General features: G+C 33.9%; 18 protein-coding genes. 5 read left to right on the top strand and 13 right to left on the bottom strand.

Annotated features, from left to right (window positions below; translation table 11 throughout):
- Positions 1-42: 42 nt before the first annotated feature.
- The gene (locus ACJJVI_RS11755; protein WP_348020945.1) at positions 43-558 is read right to left on the bottom strand and encodes a VOC family protein; all 516 of its coding nucleotides are present in this window, start codon (positions 556-558) and stop codon (positions 43-45) included.
- 119 nt (positions 559-677) lie between these two features.
- Between ACJJVI_RS11755 and ACJJVI_RS11750 the strand changes: the two genes are divergently transcribed.
- Positions 678-989, top strand: coding sequence for a helix-turn-helix domain-containing protein (locus ACJJVI_RS11750; RefSeq protein WP_348020944.1), 312 nt, complete (start codon positions 678-680; stop codon positions 987-989).
- A gap of 72 nt (positions 990-1,061) precedes the next feature.
- Here ACJJVI_RS11750 and ACJJVI_RS11745 read toward each other — a convergent pair whose 3' ends face one another.
- The 5 genes from ACJJVI_RS11745 to ACJJVI_RS11725 form a co-directional block, all read right to left on the bottom strand.
- Positions 1,062-1,250, bottom strand: coding sequence for a hypothetical protein (locus ACJJVI_RS11745; RefSeq protein ID WP_152556326.1), 189 nt, complete (start codon positions 1,248-1,250; stop codon positions 1,062-1,064).
- A gap of 5 nt (positions 1,251-1,255) precedes the next feature.
- Complete coding sequence (locus tag ACJJVI_RS11740; protein WP_036579104.1) at positions 1,256-2,314, bottom strand: nucleoid-associated protein; 1,059 nt, start codon at positions 2,312-2,314, stop codon at positions 1,256-1,258.
- A 6-nt stretch (positions 2,315-2,320) separates the two neighbouring features.
- Entirely contained in the window at positions 2,321-2,857 is a 537-nt protein-coding gene (locus ACJJVI_RS11735) for an IS1096 element passenger TnpR family protein (protein ID WP_036579106.1), read from the bottom strand.
- A gap of 147 nt (positions 2,858-3,004) precedes the next feature.
- Complete coding sequence (locus ACJJVI_RS11730) at positions 3,005-4,054, bottom strand: COX15/CtaA family protein (RefSeq protein ID WP_405352081.1); 1,050 nt, start codon at positions 4,052-4,054, stop codon at positions 3,005-3,007.
- A gap of 95 nt (positions 4,055-4,149) precedes the next feature.
- Positions 4,150-4,776, bottom strand: coding sequence for a tRNA-(ms[2]io[6]A)-hydroxylase (locus ACJJVI_RS11725; protein WP_235183303.1), 627 nt, complete (start codon positions 4,774-4,776; stop codon positions 4,150-4,152).
- 104 nt (positions 4,777-4,880) lie between these two features.
- Between ACJJVI_RS11725 and ACJJVI_RS11720 the strand changes: the two genes are divergently transcribed.
- Positions 4,881-5,243, top strand: coding sequence for a SnoaL-like domain-containing protein (locus ACJJVI_RS11720; RefSeq protein WP_405352079.1), 363 nt, complete (start codon positions 4,881-4,883; stop codon positions 5,241-5,243).
- A gap of 20 nt (positions 5,244-5,263) precedes the next feature.
- Here ACJJVI_RS11720 and ACJJVI_RS11715 read toward each other — a convergent pair whose 3' ends face one another.
- Positions 5,264-5,689: a MarR family winged helix-turn-helix transcriptional regulator gene (locus ACJJVI_RS11715; RefSeq protein ID WP_036579111.1), complete on the bottom strand. Its 426-nt coding sequence runs from the start codon at positions 5,687-5,689 to the stop codon at positions 5,264-5,266.
- A gap of 187 nt (positions 5,690-5,876) precedes the next feature.
- On the opposite strand from ACJJVI_RS11715, the gene ACJJVI_RS11710 reads away from it, so the two are divergent.
- Positions 5,877-6,452, top strand: a complete 576-nt coding sequence (locus tag ACJJVI_RS11710) for a porin family protein (RefSeq protein WP_036579113.1) — start codon at positions 5,877-5,879, stop codon at positions 6,450-6,452.
- Positions 6,453-6,565: 113 nt separating this feature from the next.
- Here ACJJVI_RS11710 and ACJJVI_RS11705 read toward each other — a convergent pair whose 3' ends face one another.
- Complete coding sequence (locus tag ACJJVI_RS11705; RefSeq protein WP_405352077.1) at positions 6,566-7,468, bottom strand: aldo/keto reductase family oxidoreductase; 903 nt, start codon at positions 7,466-7,468, stop codon at positions 6,566-6,568.
- Between the two features lie 151 nt (positions 7,469-7,619).
- On the opposite strand from ACJJVI_RS11705, the gene ACJJVI_RS11700 reads away from it, so the two are divergent.
- Together ACJJVI_RS11700 and ACJJVI_RS11695 are read left to right on the top strand one after the other, a co-directional pair.
- A complete protein-coding gene (locus tag ACJJVI_RS11700; protein ID WP_405352075.1) occupies positions 7,620-8,264 on the top strand; it encodes an SDR family oxidoreductase in 645 nt (214 codons plus the stop codon).
- A 171-nt stretch (positions 8,265-8,435) separates the two neighbouring features.
- Positions 8,436-10,982 (top strand): phosphoenolpyruvate carboxylase, encoded by a 2,547-nt coding sequence (locus tag ACJJVI_RS11695; RefSeq protein WP_405352073.1) that lies wholly within the window; start codon positions 8,436-8,438, stop codon positions 10,980-10,982.
- A 235-nt stretch (positions 10,983-11,217) separates the two neighbouring features.
- On the opposite strand, the gene ACJJVI_RS11690 is transcribed toward ACJJVI_RS11695, so the two are convergent.
- The 5 genes from ACJJVI_RS11690 to ACJJVI_RS11670 all read right to left on the bottom strand — a co-directional run bounded on the left by ACJJVI_RS11690 (position 11,218) and on the right by ACJJVI_RS11670 (position 18,865).
- Positions 11,218-12,894: a glycoside hydrolase family 2 TIM barrel-domain containing protein gene (locus tag ACJJVI_RS11690; RefSeq protein WP_405352072.1), complete on the bottom strand. Its 1,677-nt coding sequence runs from the start codon at positions 12,892-12,894 to the stop codon at positions 11,218-11,220.
- Positions 12,895-13,522: 628 nt separating this feature from the next.
- A complete protein-coding gene (locus ACJJVI_RS11685) occupies positions 13,523-14,926 on the bottom strand; it encodes a toxin-antitoxin system YwqK family antitoxin (protein WP_405352071.1) in 1,404 nt (467 codons plus the stop codon).
- Positions 14,927-15,198: 272 nt separating this feature from the next.
- Complete coding sequence (locus tag ACJJVI_RS11680) at positions 15,199-15,642, bottom strand: hypothetical protein (protein ID WP_405352069.1); 444 nt, start codon at positions 15,640-15,642, stop codon at positions 15,199-15,201.
- A gap of 350 nt (positions 15,643-15,992) precedes the next feature.
- On the bottom strand, positions 15,993-18,008 hold the full coding sequence (locus tag ACJJVI_RS11675) for a YHYH protein (protein ID WP_405352067.1): 2,016 nt from the start codon (positions 18,006-18,008) through the stop codon (positions 15,993-15,995).
- 293 nt (positions 18,009-18,301) lie between these two features.
- A complete protein-coding gene (locus tag ACJJVI_RS11670; protein ID WP_405352065.1) occupies positions 18,302-18,865 on the bottom strand; it encodes a hypothetical protein in 564 nt (187 codons plus the stop codon).
- Positions 18,866-19,038 lie beyond the last annotated feature (173 nt).

Genomic DNA, 19,038 nt, shown 5'->3' with positions numbered 1-19,038 from the left:
AAGCGATTAAAAAACAATAAGCTTTTAAGCATATCATGTATTTCAATTACTTGAATATGCGCCAGAAGAATAGGTCAACTCATAACTATGTGTGTAAATTTCAAAAACAATACCAAATGGGTCTTCAACATAGCACATTTTAAACGGTTTATGGTCTGGGTAATAAGACCTTATAGGCATTCTTTGTTTACCACCATAAGCTACTATTTGCTCAATAAGATTTTCAATTTCAGGATCTTGAACAGAAAAGTGAAATAAACCAGTATGAAATGGTTGAAATGCTGGAGCTTCTTTTACGCCTTGAGGAAATGAAAATAATTCTATACCTATACCGTCAGAAGTAGCAAGATGCGCAATTTCAAACTCTTCCCAGTCATCACCAAAGACATCAATACACATTTGACCTATAGCGGTTTCCTTTTCTTTCTTTACAATTGAAGGTTGCATAATAACGTACCATCCCATAACTTCAGAATAGAATTGAACTGCTTTATGAATATCAGGAACCGTTAGTCCTATATGAGAGAACGCTCTGGGATATTTTTTATCTGTTTTCATAGTTTAATAATTTTATCCAAAATTAATTTATATTTGCCTTATAGGCAATAACTTACTTTAAAGTAATATACACTACTAAAAGAGTTAATTGTTTGTTTTCAATACATTACAATTTTATTTTGAAGAAAGAAATTACATGTCCGTTACATTATACCATGACTTTAATAGGTACTAAATGGAAACCCTTAATTCTATTTCATTTAATAGAAGGACCTTTAAGATCTGGAGTATTACAAAAACATATTCCCGAGATTTCTAATAAGATGTTTACCCAATCGGTAAGAGAACTTGAGAAAGACGGATTAATTAATCGAAAAATATATCCAGTAGTTCCGCCTAAAGTAGAATATGAGTTAACTAAAAAAGGATTATCGTTAAAATCTATTTTAAAAAGCCTCGACCTATGGGGTAGTGAACATTTTAAATTATAGCATAAAAAAACCGCAGCCTAATGTCTTTTGAGCATCGGGCTGCGGTTTATTTTAAATTTTTAAGTAAGAGTATTATATTTTTGGCTCGCCTTTAATCAATCTTACTGTAACTAGTACTCCTATTAATACAGCGATAATAAGACCAGTATAAGGACTTTGATTTGCTTCCCAGCTTAGATCATTAAAGTTCATTCGAGAGACATGAACGCCTATCAGAACAACCACTACGACTAGCAATACATATGCAAAATTCTTTTTCATGATCTTTATTTTTTCTCTTCTCGATTGAAGTATACTAGATAATAATACATCTGTTTTTCTTCATCCCAACCTTTTTCAAGATATTTTTCTGCACTTTCTGGATTGGTAAAGTCCATTTTAATCTGTACTTGAGTATCTAGATTAATAACACTTTTAATTCCTTTACGAGCAGCACTTACAGCGGTATTTGAAATAGGAAAATTAGATACATCTTCAATACTGTATTTAGGTCCTTTCTCAACCTTATAATTCTTAAACTCTGGTATCAATTCTGGATTGTCCAGTGTTTCATTTAAAAAAGTACTTTCTTCAAAATCATCATTCTTTGCAAAATAGTTCATAGAACGATTCATAAACATGACTTCTTCCTTTTTATCTTCGGCAGGTAGAACGACTTCTTTTGCAAAATCCTGGCAGAATTTTAAGTACTTCTTAGTAAAAAAGTTTTCATCTTCAAAGACATCCACACCTAGAAAACTTTCTAACCAGTATTTTGCATCATAGCGATTAGAATCTACAGATAGGATTTTATAACCGGTCTCTTCTTCAGTATTAAAGATAATAGCGCCTTTATCGAGTTTGTTTAAGTTAACACCTTGTTGCAATAGGATTCTTAAATCATCTTCGCCTTCTTCAAACTGCAAGAAATCTTGTTTCAACTCACTTTTAAAGATACCTATAGCGTCTACTTTATTATTGTCTAGCATGACGTTATCAAGATAACAAACGTATAACTCACCACTTCTTATATGTGGATGCACACTTTGCTCATATAACTGTTTAGCAATCTTTTTAGAATTATCTAATAGGGAAGCAGGCGTGTTAAAAATGGACTTTGCAAACGCATACAACTCGTGGAACTCTAGATCTTGCTCGTGCGTGAAGCTGTAATAGGTTTCTTCTTTTGAGCGAAAAGGCTTTAAGAAAAATTCTTTCAATAAGGCATGTAGCTCATCATCTAGTGGAGTGGTCGCAGCAGATGTTAAAAGCAACTCGCCTTTATTTTTATTACCTACACGGTGCAGTGCCAGTTGTTCAATACGTGTGTTGAAAAGGTTGATCATAGTATTTTAGTATAGGTCGTAATCGTCAAAAGTTTGTTCATCATAAAAATCATCATCACCATCATCAATATCGCCGCGATATTCTTCATCACCATCAGTTTCATCTGCAAATCTTGGATCTGCTTCAAATTCTTTATCTGGCGCACTATCTGGCAGCTCTCCTATAGAGAATATTACCTGTGGATAAACGACGGCATCTTGCGGTCCAGCAACTTCGGCTAGCTCAATTAAGAAAGTCCACATGCTTAAAAAATCGTAGATGTAAACTAGTTGAGGTTGTGACTTGCTCACCACTTCTTCTATAGTAGTAGTTGCCATGGTACGAGAAGCACTACTGCCTTCACTCATGTCAAAAAGGCTGAACTCTTCATTCTGATTCCATTCCTCGTCACTGGCATAAAAACTAGCCATCTCATCTCCTGGTAATTGAAAACTCTGAGTAAGCACATTGTGAAAGTCTTCTAAACTAGCGCTACCTTCAATTTCTATATCACGGAAAACGTCTTGTGTCGCATCTAGAATAGCTCTAAATCTATAAATCATTTTTTACTTTTTAAGGTGGGCAAAGATACGTTTATCCTACTGTATGAGGAAAATGATGTATGGTAAATATAGATGTTTTTTACACGCTTTCGCGAAAGCGAATCCAACAATATTAATCTGTTTTATTCAAAACAAATCAACTATAATTTATGATTTTACAGCATTTTTTAAACGCATCATTAAATAAAACTGAAGTCCTAAAATTATCGAAGCTAGTACTAAGTGCGCTGCTTGAGAACCAAAAGGGAAATCAACATAATTCATTAATATACCAGTAAAAACAGTAATAAGAAACAAGGCTATCAACCATGCATAATAGGGTTGTGGATGCCCTAATACTTTTACAGCTTTGTAGACAAACCAAGCATGTATTGCTAGTAACAAAATAGAAAAAGACCTATGAATTAAAAATACTACTGGCGCGCTTTCTTCTAGCCATATCGATAGAAATGGATATCCCATTTCATCAATCATATGATCTAGATATTGTCTTACTTGGGTACCTAGGGCAACTTGCACTAGCGTTAAGATAATAAGCAGTATAGATATTTTATAGAATGATTTGCTGGATTGATATCTATGATCTGTAGGTTGTACTTCATGTAATAAATAAATCAAAAGACCTACTATCAGCAAGGCAACAATCATGTGAATGGTAATCAATACCGGTGATAATAAAGTGTCTACTACGATTTTACCTATTACCGCTTGGATTAACATGGCTAGTAATGCTACAATACTTAATATGGTTATCTTCTTTCGGTTTTTCCAGTATTTTAGTGAAAAAACGCACATGATAAGAACGACTAATCCACCTAAAGCGCCTATCAGTCTGTTGACATATTCTGTCCAGGTATGATAGACATTAAAAACGGCATAGTTATGTTTAGTATACGGTTTCCAGTCTGCTGAGTTATAAGTGCTTTGTGCCATAAAATCTGTCACAGCAACTCTTAATTCTTCTTCATGTATAATCACCATACCTTTTTTATATGGTGTATCTGGTGAGAACTCTAGTTGGCTTTCCTCAGTAGGTGGTATGTAATAGCCAAAACACTTAGGCCAGTCGGGACATCCCATTCCAGATCCAGTCATGCGCACCACAGCACCAGCAATGATAATAAGATATATAACGGCGATACTCCATCGCAATGCGACGCGGTAATTTCTATCTGAAAAAAAGGTGGTTGTACTCAATTTTATATTATTCTATTATTGTGGTCGCACGGTATTTAAAACCTTGCGTTTTTGTAACTCGATTAAGATGTGCGATATATGGCGACTAATGAATATTAATGCAGTCGATCACCACGTACTTCTAGGTCACCTATAAAGCTCGCTTCATAATCCAGCCAGTAGTTCCATCGTTCCATGACATCATCTTCTGGGAAGTGTGTTTTAGCAAGTTGTAGAAATAGTTTGTAGTGAGAAGCCTCTGCCACCATAAATTTATAATAGAACTCTTGTAGTTCTTCATCATCTAGATTTTGCCATAAGGTTTTAAAACGTTCACAGCTGCGCGCTTCTATCATCGCACAAATAAGGAGTTGATCTAGAAAGTAACCATCACGGCTTTGACCTTTTTTCTTTCCTTTTACGAGTTTTTTTACATATTCATCCTGACGCTGCAAGCCTAGTTCTAGACCACGTTTTTTAAGCATCGCAATAACCATTCTAAAATGTCCCCATTCTTCAGTCACTACAGGAGATAGGTGTTCTACAATCCCTTCACGTTCAGAATATTGCTGGATTAAGGAAATAATATTACTGGTTGCCTTTTGTTCACAAAAAGCATGATCGGTAAGTATATCTTGTAAGCTGATGGTAGAAATGTCTGCCCATCGTGGATCAGTAGGTAGTTTAAGACCTAAAGTAAATTTCTTTTCGGCTGTCATTTTCATATCACAAAGGTCGTTCATGCGTTCTAGATGAGCAAGAATCCTTTAATGATTTCATAACCTACACGATAGAATTTATTTCATGAAATTTTATAACTTTAAGGAATCAACCAAATAATTAAATTATGACTACAGAGCAAGTTGCAAATCAACTGGTGGCCTATTGCCGCAATAACGAAGAATCTAAGGCTTATCAAGAATTATACAGCCCAGAAATTACCAGTATCGAGATGGTAGAGCCTATGAAAGAAGTTCAAGGTTTTGAAGGTCTGGCAAAAAAAGGTCAGTGGTGGAAAGAGAACTTTGAGGTACACGCAAACAAGGTATCAGAACCACTTATTGCAGATAATCATTTTACGGTACGTTTCTGGATGGATACGACACATAAACCTAGCGGACAACGCACTCAAATGAATGAGTTAGCCGTTTATGAGGTGAAGGATGGTAAAATATGGAGAGAACAGTTTTTCTATAACACTGGAGAATAAATACAGTATCATATAAAGTTCTAGAGTTTTGAAAGAAATTCTAGAACTTGTTTTACTTGATCTTCATCTAAATTGTTGATTAAAGATAGCTCTCTTGCATCTATATCGGCATCTAGATTCTCCAGAACTTGTAAACCTTTTTTAGTAATTTTAAGCTCGATCTGTCTGCGGTCAGATGGACATTGCTTGCGTTCTACATAATCCTTACTAATCAACTTATCGATAACTCTAGTAGTATTACTGTTGGAGTGAATCATCTTGCGGCTTACATCCTGTAGATTTGCCGCTTTCCCTTTACGACCTCTTAAAATACGTAAAACATTAAACTGCTGTATAGTAAGACCTTCTTTCTTTACGATCTCACTTACAGATTCTGTCATTTCTGTACCTTTTTTTATTAATGTGGTTACTAAACGTCTTGCAATCGGCATCTCAGAATCTTTCATACACGTACAATATTAATATAGGGAATAATTGTCTTAACAAACTTAAGGTTGTAGGACATAAAATTGTGTTAAGGTCTTACAAAAAAGTACACTTTTGTTAACCTTAAATTCAACTGTAACAATGAAGAGAATAAAGTATCTTTATTATGCGTTTTAATAAAAGAGTATGAACTTAAATAGACTAATTATGAAAAAGGTATTTATTGCAATTATGTTTTTAACAGCAGCTATGGTACAGGCTCAAGAAGATGGTGGTTTTGGTATTAAGGCAGGATTAAACTATGGTTCTAATGGTGATTTATCTCAAAACGGTCAGACAATCATTGATAATCCAGATGAGAATTTTGGGTATCACTTTGGTGTTTTCGGTAAAATAGACTTAGGACCTATTTATTTAAGACCAGAGTTATCTTATACGGTACTTAATAGTGATTATGACAGTAGTGCGCTAGAGGTTAAAAAACTAGATGCACCAGTACTCGTTGGTTTTCAAGTGATAGGACCGTTGCATGTGTTTGCTGGCCCATCATTTCAATATATTCTAGACACAGAATTAGAAGATGTCGATTTACAAGACGTGCAAGAAGAATTTAGTATCGGATTGCAAATAGGTGTTGGTGTTAATATTGGTAATTTAGGTATCGATGTACGTTATGAAAGAGGCCTTTCTGAAAATGAAGCCGAATTCTCTAATCTAGGTCAATTGGGGACTTTAGACACAAGACCACAGCAAATTATTGTAGGCCTGAGTTTAAATTTATAGATAAATTTGATTCTCATTACGCTTTCGCGAAAGCGTAATGAGAATCATTCATTGAGCCAGAATAACTTTACAGGTACATTATAATATCTTGCTAGATGTTTTGAGAAGCAACTTTAAGCAACCTCTGTACCTAAAGAAGCGGTATAAATATCAAACCATTGCTCTAGACTCAACGTAGTATCTAAAGCGTCTACAGCTGTTTTTAAACGCTCAATTTTACCAGTTCCTATAACAGGAATAATATGTGAAGGATGCATTAAGGTCCATGCATAGATAACTTTAGATAAATCGGTTTCTTCAATTTGTGATGCTACACGTGCAATCGCATCATGTATGTTTTTAGATTTTTCATCTTTGGGTTGTAGTAAAGATCCACCTGCTAGCGGTGACCATGCCATAGGTGAAACTCTTTTCTCTATTAAATAATCTAGATTACCATTTTCAAAATGCTCGAGCTGCGCTGGCGAGATTTCAATCTGGTTGGTCACTAGTGGTTCATTAAGATAAGATTGAAGTGATTCAAACTGTACTGGTGTAAAATTAGAAACGCCTAAGTGATTTACTTTACCGCTCGTTTTTAATTCATCAAAAGCGGCAGTCACTTCAGCTGGATTAAAAAATGGAGATGGTCTATGCAGTAAAAGAACGTCTATGTAATCTGTGTTTAGATTTTTAAGAGATTGTTCTGCCTGCTGTATGATATATTCTTTACTATAGTCATAGTATTTAACACGACGATCTGGGAATTTTGAGCTTTTCAACTTGATACCACATTTAGTAATCAATTGCATCTGGGAACGCAAAGAAGGTTCTAATTGCAACGCTTTCCCAAAACCAGCCTCACATTCATAATCTCCATAAATATCTGCATGATCAAAGGTGGTCACGCCAGCTTCTATAGATTGTTTTAAGTAAGTCAGCAATTGCTGGTCAGACATATTCCAATCCAACAATCTCCATATCCCTAAAACGATTCTAGAAATTTCTAACTGCGGTGCTATTTTAACGGTATTCATCAATGATATTTTTTAAGATTTACAAAGATAAGAAGTAGTTCCCGTAGGCTACGTAGGATAAGGTCTTATAAAGCCTTGTTAATTACTACTAAACTAGAGTTAAACGAGCTTAAAAGCTTTGTATAGGCTTAAAACAGTAGTAAATTGAAGCATGGAAAATATATTAATAGCAGGTGCACATGGTACCACAGGAAAAAAAATAGTAAACCTTTTAAATCAATCTTCTCAATACAATCCTATCGCAATGGTAAGAAAACGAGAGCAAGTGGATTATTTTAAATCGCAAGGTATCGATACGGTATTAGCAGATTTAGAGAAGGACGTTTCTCCAGCTTTTGATAATTCGATAGATAAAGTATTATTTGCCGCAGGATCTGGCGGAAAAAAAGTTGTTGAAGTAGATCAAGAAGGTGCAAAGAAACTAGTTGACGCTTCAAAAAATAATGGAGTCAAGAAATTTGTCATGCTTAGTTCGCTAGGAGCAGAAAACCCAGAAGAAGCGACAGAACTAAAAGAATATTTAAAAGCAAAACATAATGCAGATGAGTATTTGAAGAGTAGTGGTCTTAACTATACCATTGTAAGACCAGGATCATTGACTAACGACTCATTAACAAATCACATTACATTAGAAAAGAGTCTAAGTAAGAGAGGCGAAATAAGTCGTAACGATGTCGCAATGACATTAACCACTTGTTTAACAGATCATCTAGCCAGCAATCAGACATTTGAGATTATCAATGGTGATACACTCATTAATGAAGCTCTAGATAATATATCTGCGACACACGCATAGTAAGTCTAGTATATAAATTATTGAAATCCAGTTGTTGATTAAACAGCTGGATTTTTTTATGCTCTATTTTTGTACAATCTGCCGCCTTTTAAAATTGAAAATCTAGCTTAAATCATCGATATTTACATAAGATAAAACGCATAGTAGCGTCTATCGATAAAGTGAGAAATTATGCAAGATCAAGATAGAATAGCCGAGTTTAAAAAATCTGTTCAAAACAAGTTCAATATTTATAACAGCCTGTTTTTAAACTTGCCTTATAGCAATATAGAAAATGTAGGGATGTTAATTCCATTACTGATGGAACAATCTCAAAAAGGCCTGAAAGATGGACTTAATCCCAAAGAGATTATAGAAGCATTCTTTAATGGATTTGCAGACTTGCATACAGAGCAAGACCGCATCGATTTTATGTTTAGAATCATTCAGTATGTAGAGCGACAGGTGGTTTTATATGATAGTGTAGAAGATGCCGCTTTTCCTAAACTACAACAACACAGCAGTTCTTTATCTCTTAAGGACTATTTTCAACTAGTTGAAAAAAATAACTCTTGGGACGCGATAGAAAAGCAGCTCAATAACTTTAGTGCACGTATTGTATTAACCGCACATCCTACACAATTTTATACACCAGCGGTTTTAGATATCATCACTAACCTTAGAACGCTTATCAATGAAAATAATATAGATGAGATTGATGTCGCTTTACAACAGCTAGGACTTACATCTTTAGTGAATTCTAAAAAGCCTACACCACTAGACGAGGCAAAAAATATCATTCACACCTTAAGACATGTCTATTATGATGCGATAGGCGAGATGTATACCCATATAAAATCTAGTGTTGGAAATGCACAATTTGATAATCACGACATTGTAAAACTAGGTTTCTGGCCAGGTGGTGATCGTGATGGAAACCCATTTGTCACCGCATCGATTACAAAAGAGGTTATGAATGAACTGCGCGTGACACTTATGAAATGCTATTATAACGAGCTTAAAGAATTACAACGCAAGCTCAGTTTTAAAGAAATACTAGAACCTATAACCAATTTAAGAAACACACTCTATGAAGCCATGTTTGATGCAACCGTGCATGTGGCTTATCAAGATATTATAGAACCGTTAATACATATTAGGCAACTATTAGTAGCAAATTATCACGGACTTTATTTAAAAGATCTAGACCTGTTTATTAATAAAGTAAAGATTTTTAAAACCCATTTTGCCACCATAGACATACGTCAGGATCACAGTATGCATACGGTAGTGATGCAAGCCGTACTTAAAAAGTATGGATACATTAAAGAATCTATAGAAGAACTTACCCAGCAACAGTTGATTGATATCTTACTACAAGAATCAATTTCGCTAGATTCTAATGATTTTGAAGAAGACATTGTAAAAGATACCATTGTCAATATCTCACAGCTGTCCACCATTCAAGAAAATAATGGCGAACAAGGCTGTAATCGCTATATCATCAGTAATTCTGAAGATGTGTACAGCGTTCTTTATGTATTTGCACTTTTTAGATGGTGTGGATGGGAAAATAGAGACATCACCTTTGACATTATTCCATTATTTGAGACCATGAAAGGAATGGACGACTCTCGAGCAACTATGGAGCAGTTATTTGAACTAGAAGCCTATAGAAAACATGTTGCTTTTAGAAACAATAAACAAACCATCATGTTAGGATTCTCTGATGGTACAAAAGATGGAGGCTATTTAAAAGCAAACTGGTCTATTTTAAAAACTAAAGAAACCCTATCAGAAGTATGCAGTCAACATGATGTAGCAGCGATATTCTTTGATGGTAGAGGTGGACCACCAGCACGTGGTGGTGGTAAAACACATCGCTTCTATGCCGCACAAACCAGTAAGGTGGCAAATAACGAGATACAGCTTACCATTCAAGGGCAAACCATCACCAGTACCTATGGAACTAAAGAGCAATTTAAACACAACAGCGAGCAACTTTTAACCGCAGGATTGTCTAATTCTATACTCGATAAAGAGATTACCATATCGCAGGATTCTAGATCATTAATAGAAGAGCTATCAGAATTGAGTTTTAAAAAATACGATGCCCTTAAACACCACGATAAGTTCATGCCATATCTAGAAAATATGAGCACGCTTAAATATTATACAAAGGCAAACATAGGCAGTCGACCTGGTAAACGTGGTCACAAGGCAAAACTAGAATTAACAGACCTTAGAGCCATATCATTTGTAGGATCTTGGAGCCAGTTAAAGCAGAACGTGCCAGGATATTTCGGTATCGGTACGGCACTACAGACCATGCAACAGCAAGGTCGTTTTGATGAGGTAAAACAACTCTATAATGACGTGCCATTCTTTAAAGCACTGATGTTAAATAGTATGATGAGTTTATCAAAATGCTATTTTGAACTGACCAGTTATATGAAAGAAAATGAAGAATATGGTGCATTCTGGCAAATTCTAGAAGATGAATATCTACTGTCTAAACGCATGTTGCTAGAACTATCTGGTATGGAAATCCTTATGGAAAAAGAGACCATTTCTAGAGAGTCCATTAAAATAAGAGAAAATATTGTCTTGCCACTATTGGTCATTCAACAGTATGCATTACAGATGATTGCACAGCACAACGAGCATCAACCGCAATATGAAAAAATTGTAACACGTTCTCTTTATGGTAATATCAACGCGAGTAGAAACTCTGCTTAAAAGGGTAGGATAGATGGTTATGGATACGCTTTCGCGAAAGCGTAATTAAAAAAACAAGATTGCTCATCATAGAGTAAGTGGTAGATACTATTTAAATACTATTTGCAAATGCCTGCTAACATGATGAGGTTAAGAACGGTCGAGAATTTAAAAATCGATTCTAGGAGTCTAGAATAACAGTGTTTTAAATTATTGAAAAGACATCGTAGTTTTTTCACCTCAATTCCTTGTTTATTTAACGACTTATTTCTTTGGCCCAATCGCCTCTATAAATTATTTTTTGGTCATGAATTTTGAAGGTGAATTTACCATACCTAACAGATATTCCTGCCGATGCATTTACAACCCAGCTATTATCTGGGATAAAAAAGGAATTTTCTGATGTAATTATTTTTTTTTCTAATTGATCTTTTACTGGAACCGAAACTTGTTGACCTACATCCCATCCCAGGTGTGTATTATAGCTTACAATTAAATCACTAATCAATTTAAAATTTTCATTAGTTACAATTTCGGTTTTTATACTGGCATTTTTGCTTTCGTTTAAATCATTTCCAGGTGTGACTTCTATAGTTAATTTGGGCAATTCTATGGCTGTTTTAGAAGCTAGAATTATAATAGATTCATTTTTAACAAGCTTATCTTCTGCATCAAAAAACTCAAAAGCAAGTTCCATAGCTTCCATACCAACTGGATTAATTGTTAATTGGTCTGCAAAATATCCTGCGCTTGTTATGTTCTTAGAATAGATAACTTCATCACGATTTTTCACTATTACTTTTTTAATAGTCTCATTATTATATAACTCTAATGGTATCGTCGTTGTGTTGGTGTGTATTGTTTTGTTTTTAGGACTTATAATAAGCCCTTTCATATAATCTCGCATGGCAAACCAAACTGGTCTTGGTGAACCGTATTTGTCGTTCACATCTTTATAACCCCAGAAACCAAACCACTCTTCTGGTTGCTCTTTGTTGTGGATGCCTTTTTCGCCACCTTTCCACCAACCGTCAGCATAATAAAATGGGCACATACCTACAGCTCCAGCATCGATAAGATCTCGGTAATTAGAGACCAGTCCTTCACTTTGTTCTTTTAACGTTCGTGATCCAAAACTACCGAAGCCACCTTTTGGTGAGACGGAATGTCCAAATTCTGTAATTATAAATGGTTTATCTAATCCATTTAATTCATTTAAACCTTTAATATAATCTCTAAAACCCATTGTTGCCGTTTGCCCTTCATTGTAGCCATAACAATTGTAAGCGTATACATCATACATACTTTCATCCATCCAATCGCTAATCATAGCATTTGCAGAAAGTGTTACAGGTACATTAGGATGGCCTTCATGAATCATATCTATCATCATTTTCATCAGGTTTTTAAACGCCGTGGCCGAAACTTCATGAATGTGATCTGTTTGAGGTTCATTGATAACTAGATATGTAATGATGCAATCATATTTAGGCGCATATTTCAATATATTTTCAAGCTGTGTCTTGCAATGATTTATAAATTTAGGATCTCCATAATCTTCTTCTGGATTAACTTCTAATCCCATAATAAGTTTTAAACCTGATTCTTGCACCAATTGTAGTTGAGCTTCAGAAAATTGACTCCAAGTTCTTATGGTGTTATAACCGCCTTTTTTAATGTTCTCGAGATCAAATTTCATTAATTCCAAATGATCTTTCTTTTCATCTTCATAAGGATGTTGCCCTGGACGTGCACCTATTTCATAGCCTATAGCTTTAATAAAAAACTTTTCTCCATTAATATAATACCAATTGTCTTTTAGTTCAATTTTTGTTGCTGTTGCTTCTTTAATCGCTGCCGGTTCAGATTGAGAACATTTGTAAATTATTTGTGCAAGACATACCATTAATATTAATACAATTGTTTTTTTCATTTACTTCTTTTTTGATTGCACACAACGTTGTTAGCTACCGTTATTTATTCTGCCGCTGTGAATCCAGCCTTTGTTTTCAATTTCAATGGTTCAAACATAAATGAAATTCCGTTAATGTTTAAATCGGTTAATTCATCAAGTTTTTTATAATCTGTAAAAATTAAGCAAGAGACAGTTGTAAAATCAAATTTATTATTCACCGAATAGAAAAATAATTAAATTCCTCCATCATATGTAGTATCCCTTAATTCAACCTTTGGGAATAAGTCCGTTAGATATTCTAATTTTAGGTTCAGATTTTTATTTCTTAGAATTTAGAATTTTGAGTTTCGTTCTGCTCTTTTATATTTTGGATTTTCAATGCCAACTAAATTAGAAATGGTTCTTGTTGATTGAGTATTTTCATTTGACAATAATTCAGAAATGGAATCCAACCATTCTTTTGATATTGTGTTATTAATGTTTTTCAATTCAGTCACGATGTTTTCTCAAATTGCTGCAAACGTGATTGTGTATGGTTAGTTGCGTCGTTTAATTACGGATTTAGTAAACAAAAACAAATGCGAGAAAATTCCGAAGGAATGTTCGTAAGTACGCTAGAACTAGCAATTAATTATACACGGAGAGACTATTCTATCACGTTATCATTTACATCATATTTAGTGATTTTTGTAGAAGCGACGCTACCGTCTGAATTATAGGTAGTTACGGTTTCTTCTTTAATGTTTGTATATTTATATGTAGATTTTTTAATGAGTTTATGGTTTACATACTCTTCAATCTCTAAGGGGTACTTACCGTTAAGTTTAGATTTTTTTACCAAAACATCATCCTTAAATATTTTTTCAAGAATGTAATTAGATCTTCGGGTCAACTCTTTTACTTTTTTGCCGTTTTCATATGCTACTTTACTTGAAGCATCACCATATTCATCAAAAAATGTTTCTTCAGTTATTTGCCCTTTGCTGTAATAAGTTGCTTTTAAGTTTATTCCGTTTTTAATGTTCTTTTTTAACACTATCTCTCCCTCATCATTATATTCTTGTAAAATCCCATTACCATTGCTTAAGGTCCCTGCGTCTAGTGCAGTACCATCTGTAGCCTGCATTACAGCTACATTCATTATTTTATTATCTTGTATATTGATTGTTTTATAAAGCTTACCAGAAGCATAATAAGAAGACTCACTTCTATCTTCAAAATTATTACTTGCTTTTACATAATTTGTAATCACACCTGCTTCTGTATATTGAAATACCTCTGTAGGATATTTAGAGTCACCAGGAAAAATAGATTTTTCTATTACCACTCCTTTATCATTATACAGCAATTGGGTTCCCTTTAAAAAACCATTCTCATAATGAGAAGATTTTACTAAAAACTCTTCGCCATCATCTGGTATAATGATGATAGATTCCATTCCTTGTTTTTTGTTGTCCTTATAAATATTGATCGTTTTTATATTATACCTGCTCTTTTGTTCTGTGATCATTTGAGGTCCTTCTTTTTTACCATATTCATAAGTTTCATTAGACAACACAGCGCCGTCTGCATCATAGCTTATAATGTTACCGTTTTTTTGCTCTCCGCTGGTATAATTGATTTTTGTAAATACCTGACCATTGGGATGGTAGTATGTCCAAGTACCTATCATTTTTCCATCTACATAATCTCCTGTTCTTTCTACCAACTTTGCATTTGCAACATTATGATAATAGGTCCAAGTGCCAGATTTTTTAAAGTCTTCATTTAATTTTCCTGTTTCTTCTAGCATAAGCGCCTTTCCATTTACTAAGCCATCTAGATAATAAGATCTATACACTCTAGTATCATAATTAAAATAGTCTAATGGGGTTTCTCTAGAAAAAGTGCTAAAGAGTTTCCACTCGCCTATGGGGTCGCCGTTGCTATCTCTTTCACCTTCTTGATGCTTGAAGTATCCTGGCTTGTAATCTGTTATTTGCGAAAACGCGGTGGCAGTAATAAAAAAGCTCAGTAAAAAGAGACAGTAGGTATTAAAAGATTGTGACATTTTTAATCATTGTATTTACTTGGTTCTATTATAAAGGATAAATATATCATTTTCTATACGTCAAATAAAATAGATTTTTTGTCTGCTTCTGAAATAGTCTAACATTAAAGTAATGAACACCCTAAATACCTTAGTACTCTCAAAAACAAAAAAACCAAACTTGTGGGTTTGGGTTTTGAAAAATCTAAAAATTTGGTAACTTTCCAAATACGCCTTAATTTCGATTAATTAACTGACTAGATATGAGTTATAACGTTGTTGTGCATAGTGTTTTATTCATCACAATTCGGCACTAAATACTTAATTTCGTTATTATTTTTTATGCTAAATATTGATCTATTTGCTCTTTTTATTATCGTATCTCCAACTTTCACATTTTTTAATAAATCGCTAAAATATTCAATTTCAAATTGGTAATCTAAAATCGTATCGTTAGGTTCGTGCACTTTGATTTCAAGTCCAAAATATCTTTCATTCATATAGTCATAATATTCGTAGCGGTCAATTCTTGATATAATTCCAACAAACATTTCGGTTTTCTCAAAATCACATTGTCGCATTTTGCTTTCGTGGTTCATTTCACGTATTGACATTAAATATGAGACTATAATCCAAATCACGAACGAAATGCCTGCAAAAAGAAATATTCCAAATATTTTCCAAACAGTATTCATTTTCAATTCGTTTTTCTCTTTTAATATTATTTCTGGAAACAATCTTTTTTCGCTTGCACGATTGTTTATTTACATTATTGTCTCCGACGAGCGCAGCGAGAGGAAGACAGTTGAGTAGGTTGGGAGACTTTTGATTTATAATTACTAAAGCTGGTTGATCTTTTGCAGCGTTATTGCAGCATGATAGTTTCTAATCCCAAGAGTGTAATAATAAATTACAAAAGCGAAAACCTACGGCCGCAGGCAATGGACTAGAACGTTTATGTATATGAGAAGTTGCGTGTTTGTGTGCGAGGATTTTCCTAAGTAAAATCAGACCTTACAAACACACAACATCCTTTGATTAAGCACAAACCGCAATTATTTTTATACATTGTTGTAACCAGTTTTTATCAGTTTCTTCTTGTTATTTCATTTTGTGTGATATAACCATCATTGTTTTTGTCTCTATTCTGAAAATTTTCTTTTATGTTTCCTTTAGCTTCAGATTTTGATATTTTCCCGTCATTGTTTGCGTCCATTCTTTTTAGCATATTCGCGAAACTTGGAGGCGTGTTTTCATTTGGTTTTTCTTCCCTTTGTGGTGATTGGTTTTGCATTTGCTGTGTTTGGTTTCTTCCTCCGCCAATTTTAAAATCGTTACTTGGTGTTCCCATAAAACATCTGCTTGCAGAAGGAAACTCATCAGAAACCACATAATAATACGTCCCATTTGGAAATTCAGGTGTTACTCCAGATCTTCCGTTACATTCATCTAAATCACCATAGTTATTTTGATATTCGTAATCACGCACATATTTTCCAGAATAAATTCCGTTTGGTGCAGAAACTCCATTTCCTGGTCTTTCGCCTTGTTTTAAAGTATAACTAGATTTTAACTGAATAACGCCACTATTTGCATCCATTGGATCTTTATATCCCATTTTATAGTACATAGGGAATCCGTCTGCTGCCCAACCCACTAAAGTCATTTTGTTTTTATCAAAATTAGCAACCAATCCTGATGGTGTACCGTGATAGTGATACTCGCCATTTGGTTGAACATGAGCGTTGTTATAGTCTTCACCTAAGTTCACTTCTTCACTTAAAGGTTCAAGTGTCCATTCATAATTAGGTTCATTTGTTTCTATGTTTCTAAAATATTCGTTGGCAGAAGGCTCAAATTTCACTCCATTAACAGCAACACCAAATACATAACTTGGTCTTCCTTTATCAATTCCTAAATCATAAACAAAGGTGATTTTGTTCGCTAATGTTGGTGTTAAATCAATAGAATATTCTTTGTTTTGTTCTGTAATTGTGTTTGGATTTCCTTTTGTGGGAAATTGACCGACAGTATGATTTGGAATAGCATTGGATTTTATTATACGAACACCATTCTTTTTATCTTCTGTAATAGAAACTTCGTTTTGAAGTGATAGTTTTTCCTTGGAAGAGTTCTTTATTTCTGGCAAGTGTTCATTATTGTGCGAATGAGATATGCTATTATGACTATGAACCTCATTTTCTAGCGGTAATACCATCAAATCTTCAGCGTATAAAATTTTACCAATATATTTTTTGCGAATTTCTGCAGATGTAGCATCTTCATCAACATTTGTAAAGTTGAAATGCGTTAGCACTAAATTTTTAACATTGGCTTCTTTTGCCATTTGTGAACTTTCCGTTAAATTAACGTGTGCTTTTTCTTTAGTTGTAGCACCGCTTCTATTGTTGTTACTTCTTGTAGCATTTCTTTTTTTTCCTAATTCAATAGCTCCACCAGAATCCATTATTAAATAATCGGCGTTGTTAGCCAAAATAGGTAAGGATTTGGAGTATGTTAAATCTCCAGAAATTACAATAGATTCACCACCTGCATCAAAACGATAGGCTAAGGTTTCAATCGTATGGTTTACAGAAGTATATGTGATTTTTATATCTCCAATATAAAGTGGAGAGTTTCCTGTCAAGTTTTTAGCGATGAAGTTAGTTTTAACGTTACTTAAACTTCTCCCTGATTTTGAGAGTCTATACTCAATATCTTCTTCATAAATTTCAAGAATATTATCAATTATTAACGTTGTTTGTTTTGGACCAGCAATAGTTGTTTTATTTCTACCAAGTAGCGACTGAATAAAAATAGGGGCAAACTCCTCGTTGTGATCTAAATGATGATGTGTAAAAAGCAAACCATCAAGGTCTTTAACTTTTAGGTTCAATTTGTTGAGATTGGCTTGAGTACCATTCCCCATATCTATCAAAATATTCGTGTCTTTATAGGATATTAATACCGCAGGTCCAGAACGTTCTGTATTAAATTTAGGTGAACCAGATCCAATTATGATAGCGGTTAATTGGTTGTTGTTTTCTTGAGCAAAGAGCTGTTGACATAAACAAATGAGTATTAAAACTAGGTAATTTTTCATTATAAACATTTTGTTTATTCGACACTTTTTTTTCTAAATAGTTTAATTTAAAAAAAGATGTAAATTCAGACAGGTTCAGTTAAATTGTTTACAACGGACTTGTGTATGGAACGTAGTGTGCAAATAGACGCTAACATTTCGGATAAACACAGAGCCGAATTTTTATATTTTGTTTTTAATTTTTCTGTTTTAAAAAGCCAAATTAAAAATTTGGCGGACTTTATCAGTATACACTAATCTTTCGATTTAGCACTTATTAGCTATGTTTTATACACCGTGTTGTGCATAGTTTTTTATCCATATTCAAACCAAATTGTTTCAGAATTTCGCTCAATCGCATAGTCAATAAATCTTTTGAAATTCCTCAAGTCTTGTCCAAAGTTATTTCTAATATAACCTTCTCCTTTGTCTTTGTTGAAGTCAGAAAAATAGTATTCAGAGTTCATAGAGTCAAAATCAGTTTTTATTAGTCTTTCGTATAAATTATCAATTTTTTCAAGACTATTTATTAACTTTTCTACGAGAATTTTTACTTGGTTTATATTTCCATTTAAGTCCTGTTTTCTTTTTTTAAAGTCAGCCTTTAAACGATCCTTTTCTTCTTCGTTTTCCGCAAACTCAATCATATCTAATTCTTCCTCTTCGCTTGGGTATTCAGTCATTTTATACAAATGAGATATATCGATATTCGTTATTTCTCCAATTTGTTCAAATTCAGGTGTGTGTTCAACTACTCCTGGTCTACACATTAGATTGCAAAATTCTGTACTCAAAGAATAAAGCTTACTATTTTCAAAGTATTCAGGCATGATTATTTCACTATCGTTATTTACTCTTAAATTAATGTCTAAACCCATTTCTCAAATTATGCACAATGGCAAAGGTATAAGGCGAGTGAGGCGTTTTAGCCGGTACGCGTAGACCTTTTGTATGTTGGTTATTGGTTGGTGAAGTTACTGAATTTATGAATGATCACAGCCTCGCTATAAGCCTTTAAAACGTCTCAATCGCCATTATACAACGTTCTTGT

The organism is Nonlabens sp. Asnod3-H03 (assembly GCF_045063665.1).
In the GTDB taxonomy this organism is placed as follows: Bacteria; Bacteroidota; Bacteroidia; order Flavobacteriales; family Flavobacteriaceae; genus Nonlabens; species Nonlabens ulvanivorans.
The sequence above is the reverse complement of the archived record's forward strand: the minus strand, read 5'-3'. Positions and strand labels throughout refer to the sequence as shown.

Coding starts and splice junctions, on each gene's coding strand:
- ACJJVI_RS11755 (WP_348020945.1), bottom strand. CDS start 558: ATGAAAACAGATAAAAAATATCCCAGAGCGTTCTCTCATATAGGACTA.
- ACJJVI_RS11745 (WP_152556326.1), bottom strand. CDS start 1,250: ATGAAAAAGAATTTTGCATATGTATTGCTAGTCGTAGTGGTTGTTCTG.
- ACJJVI_RS11740 (WP_036579104.1), bottom strand. CDS start 2,314: ATGATCAACCTTTTCAACACACGTATTGAACAACTGGCACTGCACCGT.
- ACJJVI_RS11735 (WP_036579106.1), bottom strand. CDS start 2,857: ATGATTTATAGATTTAGAGCTATTCTAGATGCGACACAAGACGTTTTC.
- ACJJVI_RS11725 (WP_235183303.1), bottom strand. CDS start 4,776: ATGAACGACCTTTGTGATATGAAAATGACAGCCGAAAAGAAATTTACT.
- ACJJVI_RS11720 (WP_405352079.1), top strand. CDS start 4,881: ATGACTACAGAGCAAGTTGCAAATCAACTGGTGGCCTATTGCCGCAAT.
- ACJJVI_RS11715 (WP_036579111.1), bottom strand. CDS start 5,689: ATGAAAGATTCTGAGATGCCGATTGCAAGACGTTTAGTAACCACATTA.
- ACJJVI_RS11710 (WP_036579113.1), top strand. CDS start 5,877: ATGAAAAAGGTATTTATTGCAATTATGTTTTTAACAGCAGCTATGGTA.
- ACJJVI_RS11705 (WP_405352077.1), bottom strand. CDS start 7,468: ATGAATACCGTTAAAATAGCACCGCAGTTAGAAATTTCTAGAATCGTT.
- ACJJVI_RS11700 (WP_405352075.1), top strand. CDS start 7,620: ATGGAAAATATATTAATAGCAGGTGCACATGGTACCACAGGAAAAAAA.
- ACJJVI_RS11695 (WP_405352073.1), top strand. CDS start 8,436: ATGCAAGATCAAGATAGAATAGCCGAGTTTAAAAAATCTGTTCAAAAC.
- ACJJVI_RS11690 (WP_405352072.1), bottom strand. CDS start 12,894: ATGAAAAAAACAATTGTATTAATATTAATGGTATGTCTTGCACAAATA.
- ACJJVI_RS11685 (WP_405352071.1), bottom strand. CDS start 14,926: ATGTCACAATCTTTTAATACCTACTGTCTCTTTTTACTGAGCTTTTTT.
- ACJJVI_RS11675 (WP_405352067.1), bottom strand. CDS start 18,008: ATGAAAAATTACCTAGTTTTAATACTCATTTGTTTATGTCAACAGCTC.
- ACJJVI_RS11670 (WP_405352065.1), bottom strand. CDS start 18,865: ATGGGTTTAGACATTAATTTAAGAGTAAATAACGATAGTGAAATAATC.